The 13,304-nt window shown below is 71.7% G+C and carries 13 protein-coding genes; 12 read left to right on the top strand and 1 reads right to left on the bottom strand.

Annotation, left to right across the window (positions count from 1 at the left end):
• Nucleotides 1–409 precede the first annotated feature (409 nt).
• Both ACJ73U_RS20480 and ACJ73U_RS20475 read left to right on the top strand, forming a co-directional pair.
• A complete protein-coding gene (locus ACJ73U_RS20480) occupies nucleotides 410–1,288 on the top strand; it encodes a LysR substrate-binding domain-containing protein (protein WP_407779267.1) in 879 nt (292 codons plus the stop codon).
• A gap of 1 nt (nucleotide 1,289) precedes the next feature.
• The gene (locus ACJ73U_RS20475; RefSeq protein WP_407779266.1) at nucleotides 1,290–1,805 is read left to right on the top strand and encodes a cupin domain-containing protein; all 516 of its coding nucleotides are present in this window, start codon (nucleotides 1,290–1,292) and stop codon (nucleotides 1,803–1,805) included.
• Between the two features lie 4 nt (nucleotides 1,806–1,809).
• On the opposite strand, the gene ACJ73U_RS20470 is transcribed toward ACJ73U_RS20475, so the two are convergent.
• Complete coding sequence (locus ACJ73U_RS20470; protein WP_407779265.1) at nucleotides 1,810–2,682, bottom strand: NAD(P)H-binding protein; 873 nt, start codon at nucleotides 2,680–2,682, stop codon at nucleotides 1,810–1,812.
• A 73-nt stretch (nucleotides 2,683–2,755) separates the two neighbouring features.
• Here ACJ73U_RS20470 and ACJ73U_RS20465 point away from each other — a divergent pair, with 73 nt between their 5' ends.
• The 10 genes from ACJ73U_RS20465 to ACJ73U_RS20420 all read left to right on the top strand — a co-directional run bounded on the left by ACJ73U_RS20465 (nucleotide 2,756) and on the right by ACJ73U_RS20420 (nucleotide 13,177).
• Nucleotides 2,756–3,322, top strand: a complete 567-nt coding sequence (locus ACJ73U_RS20465; protein WP_407779264.1) for a TetR/AcrR family transcriptional regulator — start codon at nucleotides 2,756–2,758, stop codon at nucleotides 3,320–3,322.
• Between the two features lie 332 nt (nucleotides 3,323–3,654).
• Nucleotides 3,655–4,014, top strand: coding sequence for an HPF/RaiA family ribosome-associated protein (locus ACJ73U_RS20460; protein ID WP_407779263.1), 360 nt, complete (start codon nucleotides 3,655–3,657; stop codon nucleotides 4,012–4,014).
• A 62-nt stretch (nucleotides 4,015–4,076) separates the two neighbouring features.
• Nucleotides 4,077–4,424 carry a hypothetical protein gene (locus ACJ73U_RS20455; RefSeq protein WP_407779262.1) on the top strand — a complete coding sequence of 116 codons (348 nt, stop codon included), beginning with the start codon at nucleotides 4,077–4,079 and terminating at the stop codon, nucleotides 4,422–4,424.
• Between the two features lie 243 nt (nucleotides 4,425–4,667).
• Nucleotides 4,668–5,558: a hypothetical protein gene (locus ACJ73U_RS20450; protein WP_407779261.1), complete on the top strand. Its 891-nt coding sequence runs from the start codon at nucleotides 4,668–4,670 to the stop codon at nucleotides 5,556–5,558.
• Between the two features lie 107 nt (nucleotides 5,559–5,665).
• Nucleotides 5,666–8,590, top strand: a complete 2,925-nt coding sequence (locus ACJ73U_RS20445; RefSeq protein ID WP_407779260.1) for an AfsR/SARP family transcriptional regulator — start codon at nucleotides 5,666–5,668, stop codon at nucleotides 8,588–8,590.
• A 299-nt stretch (nucleotides 8,591–8,889) separates the two neighbouring features.
• On the top strand, nucleotides 8,890–9,279 hold the full coding sequence (locus tag ACJ73U_RS20440) for an ArsR/SmtB family transcription factor (RefSeq protein ID WP_407779259.1): 390 nt from the start codon (nucleotides 8,890–8,892) through the stop codon (nucleotides 9,277–9,279).
• A 118-nt stretch (nucleotides 9,280–9,397) separates the two neighbouring features.
• Nucleotides 9,398–9,883, top strand: a complete 486-nt coding sequence (locus ACJ73U_RS20435; protein WP_407779258.1) for an NADH-quinone oxidoreductase subunit B family protein — start codon at nucleotides 9,398–9,400, stop codon at nucleotides 9,881–9,883.
• The gene (locus ACJ73U_RS20430; protein WP_407779257.1) at nucleotides 9,880–11,931 is read left to right on the top strand and encodes a proton-conducting transporter membrane subunit; all 2,052 of its coding nucleotides are present in this window, start codon (nucleotides 9,880–9,882) and stop codon (nucleotides 11,929–11,931) included. Before ACJ73U_RS20435 ends, ACJ73U_RS20430 begins: the two co-directional genes overlap by 4 nt.
• A complete protein-coding gene (locus ACJ73U_RS20425; RefSeq protein WP_407779256.1) occupies nucleotides 11,928–12,875 on the top strand; it encodes a respiratory chain complex I subunit 1 family protein in 948 nt (315 codons plus the stop codon). Before ACJ73U_RS20430 ends, ACJ73U_RS20425 begins: the two co-directional genes overlap by 4 nt.
• Before the next feature lie 20 nt (nucleotides 12,876–12,895).
• On the top strand, nucleotides 12,896–13,177 hold the full coding sequence (locus ACJ73U_RS20420; RefSeq protein ID WP_407779255.1) for a hypothetical protein: 282 nt from the start codon (nucleotides 12,896–12,898) through the stop codon (nucleotides 13,175–13,177).
• Nucleotides 13,178–13,304: the final 127 nt, after the last annotated feature.

The raw sequence follows: 13,304 nt of genomic DNA, 5'->3' as shown, positions 1-13,304 counted from the left end.
GCGATGTACCAGTTGATGTCGACGCTGGCGTTGGTGTGGATCTCGGGGTCGAGCCAGGTGTCGTGCTGGCCCGGCCCACCGACCCCGAGGAGTACGGCGCCCAGCTTGAGGGTGCGACGAGACATGGTGATCCGTTTCTGTTCCAGGGCAGGTTGAATGACGCACCCCGACGAGCGTCAGGACGTGGGAACCTTCGAGGGAGGCCGTTCAGGGACGGTGGGAAGGCGAACAGATCGCGGTGCCGCAGCGGGCGTTGTCCAGCCAGCGACGGCAGGTGAGCGGCACGCTCATCGCGTCAGCAGGCTGGTTCATGGCTTGAGGATGACTCGTGCGGCCCACACTGTCCAACGACGTTTCACGATGCGGATTCATCACGTTTCGTGATGGGTGCTCGGGTAGCTTCCGAAGTATGGAGCAGGTACTGGACATCGTGCCGCTGCGTAGCTTCGTGGCGGTGGCCGACCGCGGTGGGTTCCAGCGGGCGGCCACGCACCTCCACCTCAGCCAGGCGGCGGTGAGCCAACATGTTCGCAGACTCGAGGCCGCGACGGGAAGGCGGCTCGTACAGCGCGACGGACGGCGGTCACGCTTCACCACCGACGGGGACCAGTTGCTCGGCTATGCCCGGCAGATACTCGCGCTGCACGACGAGGCGTTGCGCAGCTTCGGCGTCGAGAGCGCGGAGACCGTGACGATCGGCTCGACCGAACACGCCGCGGCGCAGCTGTTGCCCCGCCTGACCGCCGTCCTCGGCGAGTCGCTGCCCGACCACCGCGTCCGCTACCGGCTCGACCGCGGCACCGCGCTGCGCGAGGCCCTCGGCGCGGGACGGCTCGACCTCGCGCTCCTGCCGGGCCCGTCCGACGACCCGCGTGCCGCGCCGGTCGGTGAGCTCGAGCTCACGTGGTACTCCGCGCCGGCGTGGACCCGACCGAGCGGTCCCGTCCCACTCGTGGCGTTCGACAGCCCGTGCGCGCTCCGTACCCGCGCACTGGAAACCCTTGCCGCGTACGGGATCCACGCCGAGATCGGCGCCGAGGCCAGCCAGCTCGCCGGGGTGCACGCCGCGACGGCGGCAGGACTCGGCGTGGCCCTCCTCGCGACCTTCGGCACCATCCCGGAAGGACTGGTCGCCCGCCGTGACCTCCCGCCGTCCGAACCGCTGCCACTCACCGTCTGGCGCCGCCAGGGCCTGGATGGCACGGTGGGCAGGTGCGCCATCGCGTCCCTCCGCCGACTGCTCGCCACGAGCGGGAACCCCGGAATCGTCATCGCACGAGGAGCCTGACATGTCCGCTGTCCACATCCCCGCAGGCGACCGGGACGGCTTCGTCCGCACGCCCAGCGGCGCCCTGGTCCCCGCCGAGATCGACCCCTTCCACCGCGCGCTGCGACACGTGGCGCCCGGCGGACTCATCGGACAGACCACCCAGACCGCCGGCATGAAGCGCCTCGAAGCGATCAGCGGCAAGACCGTGGGCGCCAGCTCGCTGTGGATGGGCCAGACCCACGTGCCCGCGTCGACGGCATCCGCGAACCACCACCACGGCGCCTCCGAGACCGCGATCTACGTCGTGTCCGGCAACCCGACCTTCGTCTTCCTGGACGTCGACGCCGACGAACCGACCGAGACCCACATCCGGACCGGCCCCGGCGACTACGTCTTCGTGCCCCCGTACGTTCCCCACCGCGAGGAGAACCCCGACCCCGAGTCGGAAGCCGTGGTCGTGATCGCCAGGACCACCCAGGAGGCGATCGTGATCAACCTCGACGAGCTGAGCTGGTCCGCGGTCCGGGTCGACTGAGACCTCAGCGAGTCGACCACGACCGGCGGATCACCTCGGCGTCGTCGCGCAGGAACTCGTCGAAGGTTCGCGCCGGGTGCCCGGTCAGGTCGGCGACCGCGGTCGTGGTCGGGGCCAGCCTGCCCTCCGCGACCTCGGCGAACAGCGCGGCGACGTCCTCGGCGAAGTCGTCGGGCAGGCCGAGCGCGGTGAGCCGGGTGGCGAACGCGGCGGCGGGGAGGTCGACGTAGCGGATCTCCCGGCCCGCGACGGCCGACAGCTTCGCGGCGATCTCGGCGTGGGTGAGTGCCTCCGGCCCGGTCAGGACGAACGTCTCGCCGTGGCGGGGGTCGCCGGTCAGGAGCGCGGCCGCGCACGCCGCGATGTCCGCGCAGTCCACATAGGACACCCGGCTGTCGCCGTACGCGCCGAGGAGGTGGCCGTCCTCGGTGAACACCGCTTCGCCGGTGCGGAAGTTCTGCATGAAGCCGCTCGGCGCCAGGATGCTCCAGCCGAGACCGGAGGCCCGCAGGTGCTCCTCGACGACCCAGTGCGCGCCCTCGGCGAGCCTGCCGCCCTCGCGGGCGTGCCACACCGACACCTTCACGACGTGGTCGACCCCGGCTTCGATGGCGGCGTCGATCACGGTGCGCTGCTGGCGGACCATCGGCTGCTCGCCCTCGGCGGGCACGGCGCCGCCGGCGTTGAGCAACACCCGGTCGACGCCCTCCATCGCGGCCGCGACCGAGTCCGGGTCGTCGAGGTCGCCGACCACCCAGGGGCAGCCGAGCTCCTCGCCCTTGGCCGGGTCACGCACGAACGCCGTGACGTCCGTGCCGGCGAGGCGGGGGATGAGGTGCCGACCAATGCTGCCGGTGGCGCCGAGGACCAGGATCATCACGGTCTCCCGATAAGGTGAGGGTGGCTCGAGTAGTAAATTGAGGATACCTCGACTTAACTGGGAGGCAAGGGTGAGCCCCACCGGCAGGCGCCCCCGCGCGGACGCACGCCGCAACCACGACCGGCTGCTCGCGAAGGCGGACGAGGTGTTCCGCGAGCAGGGGACCGACGCGTCGCTGGAGGGCATCGCGCGGCGGGCCGGGGTGGCGATCGGCACGCTGTACGGCCACTTCCCGAACCGGCGGGCGCTGGTGGGCGCGCTGTTGCGGGAGCGGAACGAGGCGCTGTTCGAGGCGGGGGAGGCGCTGTTCGCGGAGCCGCCGGCCGCGGCGCTGCGGCAGTGGGTCGACCTGGTGGTCGCGCACGCCGCGACCTACCAGGGGCTCGCGACCCTCCTGGCGGACGGTGTCGACGACGAGGCGTCGGAGCTGCACGCGTCCTGCCTGCGCATGACCGATCTCGGCGAGCGGCTGGTGGCGAGGGCGATCGAGGCCGGGGTGGTGCGGCCGGAGGTGACGGGCGCGGACGTGTTCACGCTCATGAACGCCGGCGCGTGGACGCGGGAGCACGCGTCCGAGGAACAGGCCGCACGCCTGGTCGCGTTCACCCTCGACGGGCTGCTCACGCCGAGCCGGTAACGAGCGGGCGACGCGGGACCGGCTCGCAATCGGCGCGCCGCGGCCTCCTCGGTGAGGCCAGGGCCTGGTACCTCGACCCGTCGACGGCCCGGCAGCGGGTGATGACCGTCCAGCTCCGTGGTGACGAAGCTGACCGAGACCTGGCAGGCCGAACAGCAGACCTCCGCCCGGCGGGATCTGTCCGATGTGGACTCGTGTATCGAAGCGCCACAGGCCCGCCGGCGCGCCGTGAACGCACCACACCTCGTCACGGGGTAGCTGGTGGCCGCGTAGTGTGGCGTCACTTACATGTCGTAGTCCGTTCACATGTCGTAGTCCGTTGGAGGGCGCACGTGCAGATCCAGGTCAACACCGACCACAACATCCATGGTGGCGAGAAGCTGGCTGCCTACGTGACGACCGAGCTGGCGGCCAGCCTGTCGCGGTTCGACCGGTGGTTGACCCGTGTGGAGGTGCACTTCAGCCTGGACGCGGCCGGGCGAGCCGACGACGACAAGCGCTGCGTTATCGAGGCACGCCCGGCAGGCACGCAGTCCGTCGCGGTGACCCACCACGCGGGCTCGGTCGACGACGCGTACAACGGAGCCGCGCACAAGTTGGAGAAGGTGCTGGACACCAAGTACTCCCGTGCGCACGACCACAAGGGCGGCAACACCATCCGCCACATGGAATCGCTCGACGACGCGAACTAGCCCTTTGTGTCGGACGTGCTGGAAGCAGGGCTGAGCCTCTTGAACGTGGGACGCTAACGGGCATGGAGTTCTTCTTGCCGGTGACATCTGAGGGCGAGTACGAGCAGCGGTACGTGGAGCTGGCTCGGTTCGCCGGAGCATCCGTGCCGGCGCCGGAAGCGCGGCTGTGGTCGGTCCAGTGGGAGCACGGTGGCGAGGTGTGGGAAGCCACGGTCGGTGAACTGCTCGTCCGCGCCAAGCCGACACCGAGGGTGCAGGACAGCGCCTCAGTCATGGCGATCTTCCCCGGTACCCCGTACCTGATCGTCACGTCCGCACAGCCGCTCACTTCGCTGCGCAGCAGCTGGCACAACCCGATCAGTGTCAGCGTCCCCCAGGTCAGGAAGAGCGTCCCCTTCGACGTCCCATGAGGACTTCGGTGGCGGGAACCTGGCACTGTCTCTGGCCCTGCCGACGATCCATGGGCCAGCTGGCGGCGGAGCGCGATCGGCGATACGGGGACAACACGACGTCCAAGACGTGATGCGACTCGGGAGCGACTATGGCCTGTTCACAGGATAGTCGTGCGCGTTCACCCATTCGATGCCCATCGGATGCCCAGGGCGGCCCTCGACTGTTTCGGGGGTCAGTGCACCGGGATCCGAGGAGAGTTCATGCATAGGCGTTCAACGAAGAAATGGGTGTCGACGGCGGTCATGGGAATCGCCGTCTTCGCCGCTCAGGCGCTTGGGGTGGCGCCGGCGTCGGCGACCACCATCGCGCCCGGCTCCGTACAGGTCGTCGTCGCCCAGATTCCGTTCGACAACCAGCCGGTCAAGTCCTTCAGCGCGAACTGCCCCGCCGGTCAGCGGGTGCTCGGGGGTGGCGCGTTCACGGTCGGCGGCATTCACGCCGTCATCACCGAGATGCAGCCGATCCACGCCGCCGCCGGGGACAGCTTCAGGGTCAGTGCGGCGGCGGACCAGTTCGGCATCGCCGGGGGCTGGAGCTTCCAGGTCTTCGCGTTCTGCGCGTCCGTCCCGGCCGCGCTGGGCCTGGTGATCGTGCCGCACCCGAACCTGCCGACGTCGGCCCTCTCGGACCGGGCGACCGCGCCGTGTCCGGCGGGCAAGCTCCTGATCGGTGCCGGCGGCAAGATCGACAACGGCAACGGCCAGGTGGATCTCAGCCTCTTCACCGACAACAACGGGCAGACCGCGACCGCCACACAGGCCTTCGCCAAGGAAGACGTCGACGGGTTCGCCGGCAACTACACCCTCACCAGCTACTCGGTGTGTGCGGTGCAGTTCGTGGCCGGTGACATCCAGCAGCTCAAGACCGGTGTCGCCACCGTCACCGCGGCGAACCTGAGCTCGACCGTCGCCTGCCCGTCCGGGCTGCGCCTCACCGGCCTCGCCGGCGGCACCACCGAGCCCGGCACCCACATGCAGCGCCTCTCGCCGCGTTCGACCAGCGGGCCCAACCTCGCCGACTTCGGCGCCCAGTCCTCGGTTCCGCCGAGCAGGGGCTTCAGCATGGAGACGACGCTGTTCTGCGCCAGGTAGGCACCGCGCGACGTGGGGAGCAGGCCCGACCGGGCGTGCTCCCCACGTCACGCGAACGCGGGGTGATGTATCGGTAGCGGTTGCGCCGGCTCTTGTCCCGTGGGGGGATGCTCGTCCCGGGGGAGGGGTCGATCGTGTCCGTCGTGCTGACCGTGACCACGTTCGGAGTTCTCGGGCCACTCGAGGTACTCGCCGACGGCCGGCCGGTCGCGTTGGGTGGGCCGCAGCAGCGCGGTCTGCTCGCCGTGTTGCTGCTCAACGCCAACCGGGTGGTGTCGCGGGAACGACTGGTGGCCGACCTGTGGGGGACCGATCCGCCGGCGACCGCGCGGAGCCTGCTGCACGGCTGCGTGGCCGGGTTGCGGCGCGTGTTGCCCGCCGGTCCGGACGGGCCGCGGCTGGTGACCCGGTCGCCGGGCTACCTGCTGCGGGTCGCGCCCCGGGAACTGGACGTGGATCGGTTCGAGGAGTTGGCCGCCTCGGTCGAACCGGGGCACGGGACGGCGAACCGGCCGTCCGATCCGGCTGCCGTCGCCGCGCTGCGGGCCGCGCTCGCGCTGTGGCGCGGACCGGCCCTGCACGATCTGCCGCTGGACGCCTGTCGCGGCGCCGCGACCCGGCTGGACGAACGACGGCTCGTCGTGTTGGAACGGCGGATCGACCTCGACCTGCGGCTGGGGAACTTCGCCGATCTCGCCGCCGAACTGGTGGTCCTGGTGCGGGAGCACCCGCTGCGTGAGCGGCTGTGGGCGCAGCTGATGCTGGCGCTGCACGGGGCGGGCCGGCAGGCGGACGCGCTCGCGGCGTACCGCGAGCTGCGGGCCGGTCTCGTCGAACAGCTCGGGATCGAGCCGAGTGTGTTGCCCCGGCAGGTGGAGCGGTCCGTGCTGGCCGGTGGCGACGCGCTCGGCACCTATTTCCGGGAGGTCGACCCGGCCGACGAGCACGGCCCGGCGCCCGCGGTGGACGCGCCGCAAGCTCCGGTTCCCGCGCAGCTCCCGGCGGCGATCGCCGCTTTCACCGGCCGGGCGGACGACCTGCGCCGGCTCGACGCGCTCCGCACGGAGACCGACCGCGACGTGGCCGCCACCGCCGTCGCCGTTGCCGTGGTGTCCGGCGCCGCGGGGGTCGGCAAGACCGCGCTGGTCGTGCACTGGGCACAGCGGGTGGCCGCACAGTTCCCGGACGGGCAGTTGTACGTGAACCTGCGTGGTTTCGGCCCGGCCGGGGCGGCGCTGGACCCGGCGGACGCGTTGCGGGGGTTCCTGGACGCCCTCGGGATGCCGGCGGCGCGACTCCCGGCCGATCGCGACGCGCTCACCGGCCTGTACCGCAGTGTGTTGGCCGGCAAGCGGGTGCTCGTGGTGCTGGACAACGCCGGCGACGTCGAGCAGGTCCGTCCGCTGCTGCCCGGTGCGCCCGGCTGCCTGGTCGTGGTGACCAGCCGCCACCAGCTCACCCCGCTGGTCGCCGTCGAAGGCGCGCACCCGCTGGTCGTGGACCTGCTGACCCGGGCCGAGGCACGCGACCTGCTGGCGCGCCGGCTCGGGCCGGACCGGGTGGCGAACGAGCCCGACGCGGTGGCGGCGATCATCGCCGGCTGTGCCGGGTTGCCGCTGGCCCTGGCCATCGTCGCCGCCTGGGCCGCCACTCACCCCGGCTTCCGGCTCGCCACGGTGGCGGCACAGCTGCGTGACGTCACCGGCGCGCTGGACGCTCTCGACGGCGGCGACCCGGCTACCGATGTGCGGGCCGTGTTCTCCTGGTCCTACCGCGCGTTGAGCACCGGCGCAGCCCGGCTGTTCCGCCTGCTGGGCCTGCACCCCGGCCCGGAGATCGGGACAGCGGCCGCGGCCAGTCTCGCCGGCGTCCCGGTTCGGCGGGTGCGGGTGCTGCTGGCCGAGCTGACCCAGGCCAACCTGCTCACCGAACGGGTCCCCGGCTGGTACGGCTGCCACGACCTGCTGCGTGCCTACGCCACCGAACAGGCCCACACCGGCGACGACCAGCCGCAGCGGGTGCTGCACCGGCTGCTCGACCACTACCTGCACACCGCCCACAGCGCGGCACTGCTGCTCCACCCGCACCGTGCCCACCCGATCGCCCTGACCGCGCCCGGCGCCGGGGTGACCGCCGCGCAGCTCGCCGACCTCGGGCAGGCGCTGGCCTGGTTCACCACCGAGCACCCCGCGCTGCTGGCCGCCATCGAGCTCGCCGCCGACACCCACACCTGTCAGCTGGCGTGGACCCTCGCGACCTTCCTCGAGCGGCAGGGGCACTGGCACGACCTGGCCGCCACGCAGCACGCCGCCGTCGACGCCGCGCGGCGATTGGCCGACCGGTCCGCCCAGGCACGGGCCCATGGCAGCCTGGCCGGCGCGTACGTCCGGCTGGGCCGCTTCGGCGACGCCCATACCCAGCTGCGGTGCGCCCTCGACCTGTTCGGCCGGCTCGGTGACCCGGTCGGCCGGGCCCACACCCATCTCGACCTCGGCTGGATGTTCGAGCGGCAGGGGCGCCACGCCGAGGCGCTCGACCACGCGGCACGGGCACTCGACCTGTTCCGGGCGACCGGCCACCGGGACGGGCAGGCCAGAGCGCTCAACCAGGTCGGCTGGTGCCACGCCCAGCTCGACGACGACCAGCGGGCCCTCACCTGCTGCCACGAGGCCCTTGCCCTGCACCAGGCACTCGGCGACCGCGCCGGCGCGGCCCACACGTGGGACAGCCTCGGCCACGCCCATCACCACCTCGGCGACCACCGGCGGGCCACCAGCTGCTACCGGCAGGCCCTCGCGTTGTTCCGCCAGCTCGGCGACCGCTACAACGAGGCCGACACGCTCAACCACCTCGGCGACATCCGCTACGCCGCCGGCGATCCCGACGCCGCCTGCGCCGCTTGGCAGCACGCCCTGGCCATTCTCAGCGAACTGGACCACCCCGACGCCGACCAGGCCCCACAGCGACCGCACCCCGTGTCGGAGCTGGGCGTCGGGTTGGGATCGCGGCGTTCGACCTACGGCGACGACTGACACCGGGAACCAGCCGATCTCGGCCGGCACCCAATGGCACCCAGGCTTCGCCGGTGCGGTCACCGGCCTCGCGGCACAGGGCCAGAGCCCGCGGAGGTGGTCTGTGGCCGGTCCGCATCGCCCAAGCCCTGCCTCGGCCTCAAGACTTGCTAAGATTAGCAACTGTTGAACCGTGTAAGTAGGTGTTCTGTCGTTGCCACGGGTGTTGACCAGGAAGGATCGACGGCTATGACGACGGTTATGGCGGCGATCGACGGTCACGCCGGTGGTGTGCCGGGTGCTGGTGAGGAGGGGGGCTGGTGAGCAGGCCTCTGTACCAGTTGAAGGCGGAGTTCTTCAAGAACCTGGGACATCCCGCGCGGATTCGGGTGCTGGAGCTGTTGAGTCAGCGGGAGCATGCGGTGTCGGAGATGTTGCCGGCGGTGGGGATCGAGCCGACGAACTTGTCGCAGCAGTTGGCGGTGCTGCGGCGCGCGGGTCTGGTGACCACGCGCAAGGAGGGCTCGAACGTATTCTACTCGCTGACCAGCCCGCACGTGGCGGAGTTGCTCGCGGTCGCGCGCCGAATCCTGACCGGGGTGTTGTCCGGGCAGATCGAGTTGCTGGAGGACCTGCGCACCCCCGCCTCGTCAGCGGCGGGGTCGGATACGGGTGGGGGTAGATCGGGTTCCGTGCCGCCGAGTGATTGAGCTTGGCGTCATCCCGCTTGATCCCTGGCCTGTCGCCCGGCGGGTGACCGCATCCCACGGTCCATGTCGTTCGTGCCCTGTGAACGTGTTTGTCGGTACCACATGCGGGAGTACTGCTGTGCTGGGTTTGTGGCGCAAGATCCGCCGAACGGGGCGGGTGGCCGAACCGGCTCCGCCACTGGCGGTCGGTGAGGTACCGGCGATAGCGGCCGCACTGGGTGGGTCGGTGCAGGTCCGGCATGTGGACGCCGGTTCGTGCAACGGGTGTGAGGTGGAGATCGGGTCGGTGTTCGGGCCGGTCTATGACGCCGAGCGGTACGGCGCGCGGCTGGTGGCCTCGCCGCGGCACGCGGACGCGTTGCTGGTGACGGGGCCGGTGACCCGGAACATGGCCGAGCCGCTGCGGCGGACCTACGACGCGGTGCCGGGCCCGAAGGCCGTGGTCGCGGTCGGGGACTGCGCCCGCGACTGCGGGGTGTTCGCCGGGGCGTACGGGGTGGCCGGGGCGGTGCGCGACATCGTGCCGGTGGATGTGGAGATCCCGGGCTGCCCGCCGCGGCCGGAGGCGATCGTCGAGGGCCTGCGGAAGCTGACCGGGCGATGAGCCTCGCGGCGACAGCGCTGGCCGTCGCGGGCACGATCGCGGTGCTGGCGGCGGTGGCCGGGGTGGTGATCCCGGCGCGGACACGGTCCACGGTGGTGGGGTCGGGCACCGCGCTCGCCGGGGCGGCGGGGGTGGTGGCCGGGGTCGCCGCCACGAGCGGCGGAACGTTCTCGGTGCGGTTGCCGGCTGTGTTGCCGCTGTTCGGGGTGTCGTTCACGCTGGACGCGTTGGGTGGGGTGTTCGTCGCGGTGACCGGCGGGGTCGCGGTCGCGGCCGGGGTCTACGGGATCTCCTACACCCGCTCGCACGGGTTGGACGCGCGGCCGGTGCAGGCGGTGTTCCCGCTGTTCGTGGTGGCGATGCTGCTGGTGCCGGCGGCGGCGAGTGTGGGCAGCTTCCTGGTGTGCTGGGAGCTGATGGCCCTGTTGTCGCTGCTGTTGGTGGTAGCCGAGCACCGGCGGCGTTCGGAGGTGGCGGCGGCGGGCCGCTGGTATGCGGTCATGACCCACCTCGGCTTCGTGGCGGTGCTGATCGGGCTGGTGGTGTTCGCCGGCCCCGCCACCGACGACTCGTTCACCGCGCTGCGCGACGCCGGCCGGGACCTGTCCCCGGCGGTGGCCGGGGTGGTGTTCGTGCTGACGTTGGCGGGGTTCGCGTCGAAGGCGGGGATCGTGCCGCTGCACGCCTGGCTACCGCGGGCGCATCCGGAGGCGCCGAGTCACGTGTCGGCGTTGATGTCCGCGGCGATGGTGAACCTGGGTGTGTACGGGGTGGTGCGGGTCGGGTTCGACCTGCTCGGCGGCGGCCCGACCTGGTGGTGGCTGCTGGTCCTCGCGCTCGGGGCGATCTCGGCGGTGTACGGGATCCTGCAGGCCGCGATGAGCACCGACCTCAAGCGGCTGTTGGGGCAGTCGACGACGGAGAACATGGGCCTGGTCTTCGTCGCGGTCGGCGCGGCCGGGCTGTTCACCTCCTCGGGTGACCGGGTGTTGGCGGGGGTGGCGCTGACCGCGGCGCTGTTGCACGTGATCAATCATGCGGCGTTCAAGACGCTGCTGTTCCTGGCGGCCGGGTCGGTGCTCCACGCCACCGGCAGCCGGGACCTGGACGCGCTCGGTGGTCTGCGGTCGGGGATGCCGCAGACCACCTGGGCGTTTGGTGTGGGTGCGCTGGCGGGCTCGGCGCTGCCGCCGGGGACGGCGTTCGTGTCCGAGTGGCTGCTGTTGCAGGCGCTCATCCACGGCCTGCCGTCCGGGACAGGCGCCGCGGGTGGGACGGTGTTGGCGATCGCGATGCCGGTGGCGGTCGCGGCGGTCGCGTTGACCGCCGGGCTGGCGGTGGCCACCTTCGTCAAGGCGTTCGGCGTCGGGTTCCTGGCCAAACCACGCAGCGAAGCCGCCGCCACCGCCCGCGAAAGCCCACCCACCATGCGCGCCGCCATGGGTCTCGCCGCGGTGGGGTGCGTGGTGTTGGCGCTGCTGCCCAGCGTGGTGCTGCCGGCGGTGGCCAGCGCGTCGGGTGTGGTGTTGGGCGCCGGTGAACCGGCGGTGGCGGCGGCGGTGACGCTGCGGCTGACCGGAGTCACCGGAGCCCTGTCACCGCTGGTCCTCACCCTGGCGTTGCTCGCCGCGCTCGTGCTGGCCGTGGGTGTGGTGCGCGCGGTCACCGCCCGCCGGGCCACACAGCGGACGGTGCGGCGGGAGGCGCGGTCGTGGGACTGCGGCGGCGGGCCGATGTCGGCGCGGATGGAGTACACGGCGACCTCGTTCGCCGAGCCCTTGCAGCGGGTGTTCGACAACGTCGTGCGGCCCGAGACCGACGTGGACGTGACCCATCACGAGGAGTCGCGGTATCTGGTGGCCGCTGTGGAGTACCGGCGCACGGTGCCGGATCGGATCGAACGCCGCCTCTACCAACCCGTCCTGAGCCTGGTCGCCGCGTGGGGCCGGGTCGGGCGCCGGTTGGCGACGGGGAGTGTGCACCGGTACCTCGGCTACGGCTTCTACACCGTGTCCGGTGTGTTGCTCCTGCTGGCGGTGACCCGATGACCACGGCCGGCCTCGTCGGCGCGGTGGTGCAGCCGGTGCTCATCGTGGCCGGCGCACCGCTGCTGGTCGGGCTGATGCGGCAGGTCCGGGCCAAGCTGGAAGGCCGCGCCGGCGCCGGCGTCGGCCAGCCGTGGCGGGACCTGCGGAAACTGTTCGGCAAGGAACGGATCACCCCACGCGGCACCAGCGAGGTGTTCCGGGTCGCACCGCTGCTGCTGGTGGCCACCACGCTGGTGGTCACCGTGGTCGCGCCGTTCGTCACCACCGACTCCGCGATCGACCCCGCGGCGGACCTGTTCGCGGTCGTCGCGCTGCTCGCGCTGGGCGCGGTCGCGTTGGCGCTGGCCGGGCTGGACACCGGCACCGCGTTCGGCGGCATGGGCGCCAGCCGCGAGATGACCATCCTCGCCCTGGTGGAGCCGACACTGCTGGTCGCGATCTTCGCGCTGTCGGTACGGGTCGGATCGACCAACCTCGCCGCGATCGTCGCCGCCACGGTGCACGACCCCGGGCGGGTGATCTCCCCGGCCAGCCTGCTCGCCGCGGTCGCCCTGGTCGTGGTGATCATCGCCGAGACCGGCCGGTTGCCGGTGGACAACCCGTCCACGCACCTGGAGCTGACGATGGTGCACGAGGCGATGATCCTCGAGTACGCCGGGCCCGACCTCGCCCTGGTCGAACTGGCATCGGCGATGCGACTGTCCGTGTTCCTCGGGCTGCTCGCGAACCTGTTCCTGCCCTGGGGCATCGCCACCACCGCCGCCCCGCTCGCGCTGCTGGTCGGAGTGGTGGTGCTGGCGGTCAAGGTCGGCCTGCTGGGTGTGATGTTGGCGGCGGGTGAGGTGTTCCTGGCCAAACTGCGGCTGTTCCGGGTGCCCGAACTGCTGGCCGGGTCGTTCGTGCTCGCGCTGCTGGCCGTCGGCGCCTCCTTCTTTCTCGCCTGACGAACCGGAAGAGAATGGTGATGAGCGAGACGCTGTTCGTCCAGCTGCTGGACCTGGCCTGTGGCGCGTTGTTGCTGACCGCGGTACTGGTGCTGTGGCGCCGCGAACTCGCGGTGATCATCCGGGTGTTCGCGCTGCAGGGGGTCGCGCTCGCCGCGCTGGTCGCGGTCCTGGCCGCCCACGAGCGGTCCGGTGAGTTGTGGACGGTGGCGGCCGGGGTGCTGGTGCTGCGTGCCGCGGTGCTGCCGTACCTACTGCGGCGGGCGTTGGCGAGCGCGGGCGAGGCCCGGCGGCCTACTTGATCGGCCTCGCCGCCTATCTCGCAAAGCTCGCGGCGACCGGATTCCTGCTCGCCGTGTTCGAGACGGCGATCGCCAAGATGCGGGTATTCCGCTACTCGGACTTCCTTGGTGCCGCGCTCATGCTGGG

This window comes from Actinophytocola sp., from assembly GCF_045807065.1.
Taxonomy (GTDB): domain Bacteria; phylum Actinomycetota; class Actinomycetes; order Mycobacteriales; family Pseudonocardiaceae; genus Actinophytocola.
Note: the sequence above shows the minus strand (reverse complement) of the source record. Positions and strands in the feature narration are given on the sequence as shown.

Bases quoted from the DNA above. Each gene is read 5' to 3' on its own strand.
- ACJ73U_RS20480 (WP_407779267.1), top strand. From the start codon at position 410: ATGGAGCAGGTACTGGACATCGTGCCGCTGCGTAGCTTCGTGGCGGTG.
- ACJ73U_RS20475 (WP_407779266.1), top strand. From the start codon at position 1,290: ATGTCCGCTGTCCACATCCCCGCAGGCGACCGGGACGGCTTCGTCCGC.
- ACJ73U_RS20470 (WP_407779265.1), bottom strand. From the start codon at position 2,682: ATGATCCTGGTCCTCGGCGCCACCGGCAGCATTGGTCGGCACCTCATC.
- ACJ73U_RS20455 (WP_407779262.1), top strand. From the start codon at position 4,077: ATGGAGTTCTTCTTGCCGGTGACATCTGAGGGCGAGTACGAGCAGCGG.
- ACJ73U_RS20450 (WP_407779261.1), top strand. From the start codon at position 4,668: ATGCATAGGCGTTCAACGAAGAAATGGGTGTCGACGGCGGTCATGGGA.
- ACJ73U_RS20445 (WP_407779260.1), top strand. From the start codon at position 5,666: ATGCTCGTCCCGGGGGAGGGGTCGATCGTGTCCGTCGTGCTGACCGTG.
- ACJ73U_RS20430 (WP_407779257.1), top strand. From the start codon at position 9,880: ATGAGCCTCGCGGCGACAGCGCTGGCCGTCGCGGGCACGATCGCGGTG.
- ACJ73U_RS20425 (WP_407779256.1), top strand. From the start codon at position 11,928: ATGACCACGGCCGGCCTCGTCGGCGCGGTGGTGCAGCCGGTGCTCATC.
- ACJ73U_RS20420 (WP_407779255.1), top strand. From the start codon at position 12,896: ATGAGCGAGACGCTGTTCGTCCAGCTGCTGGACCTGGCCTGTGGCGCG.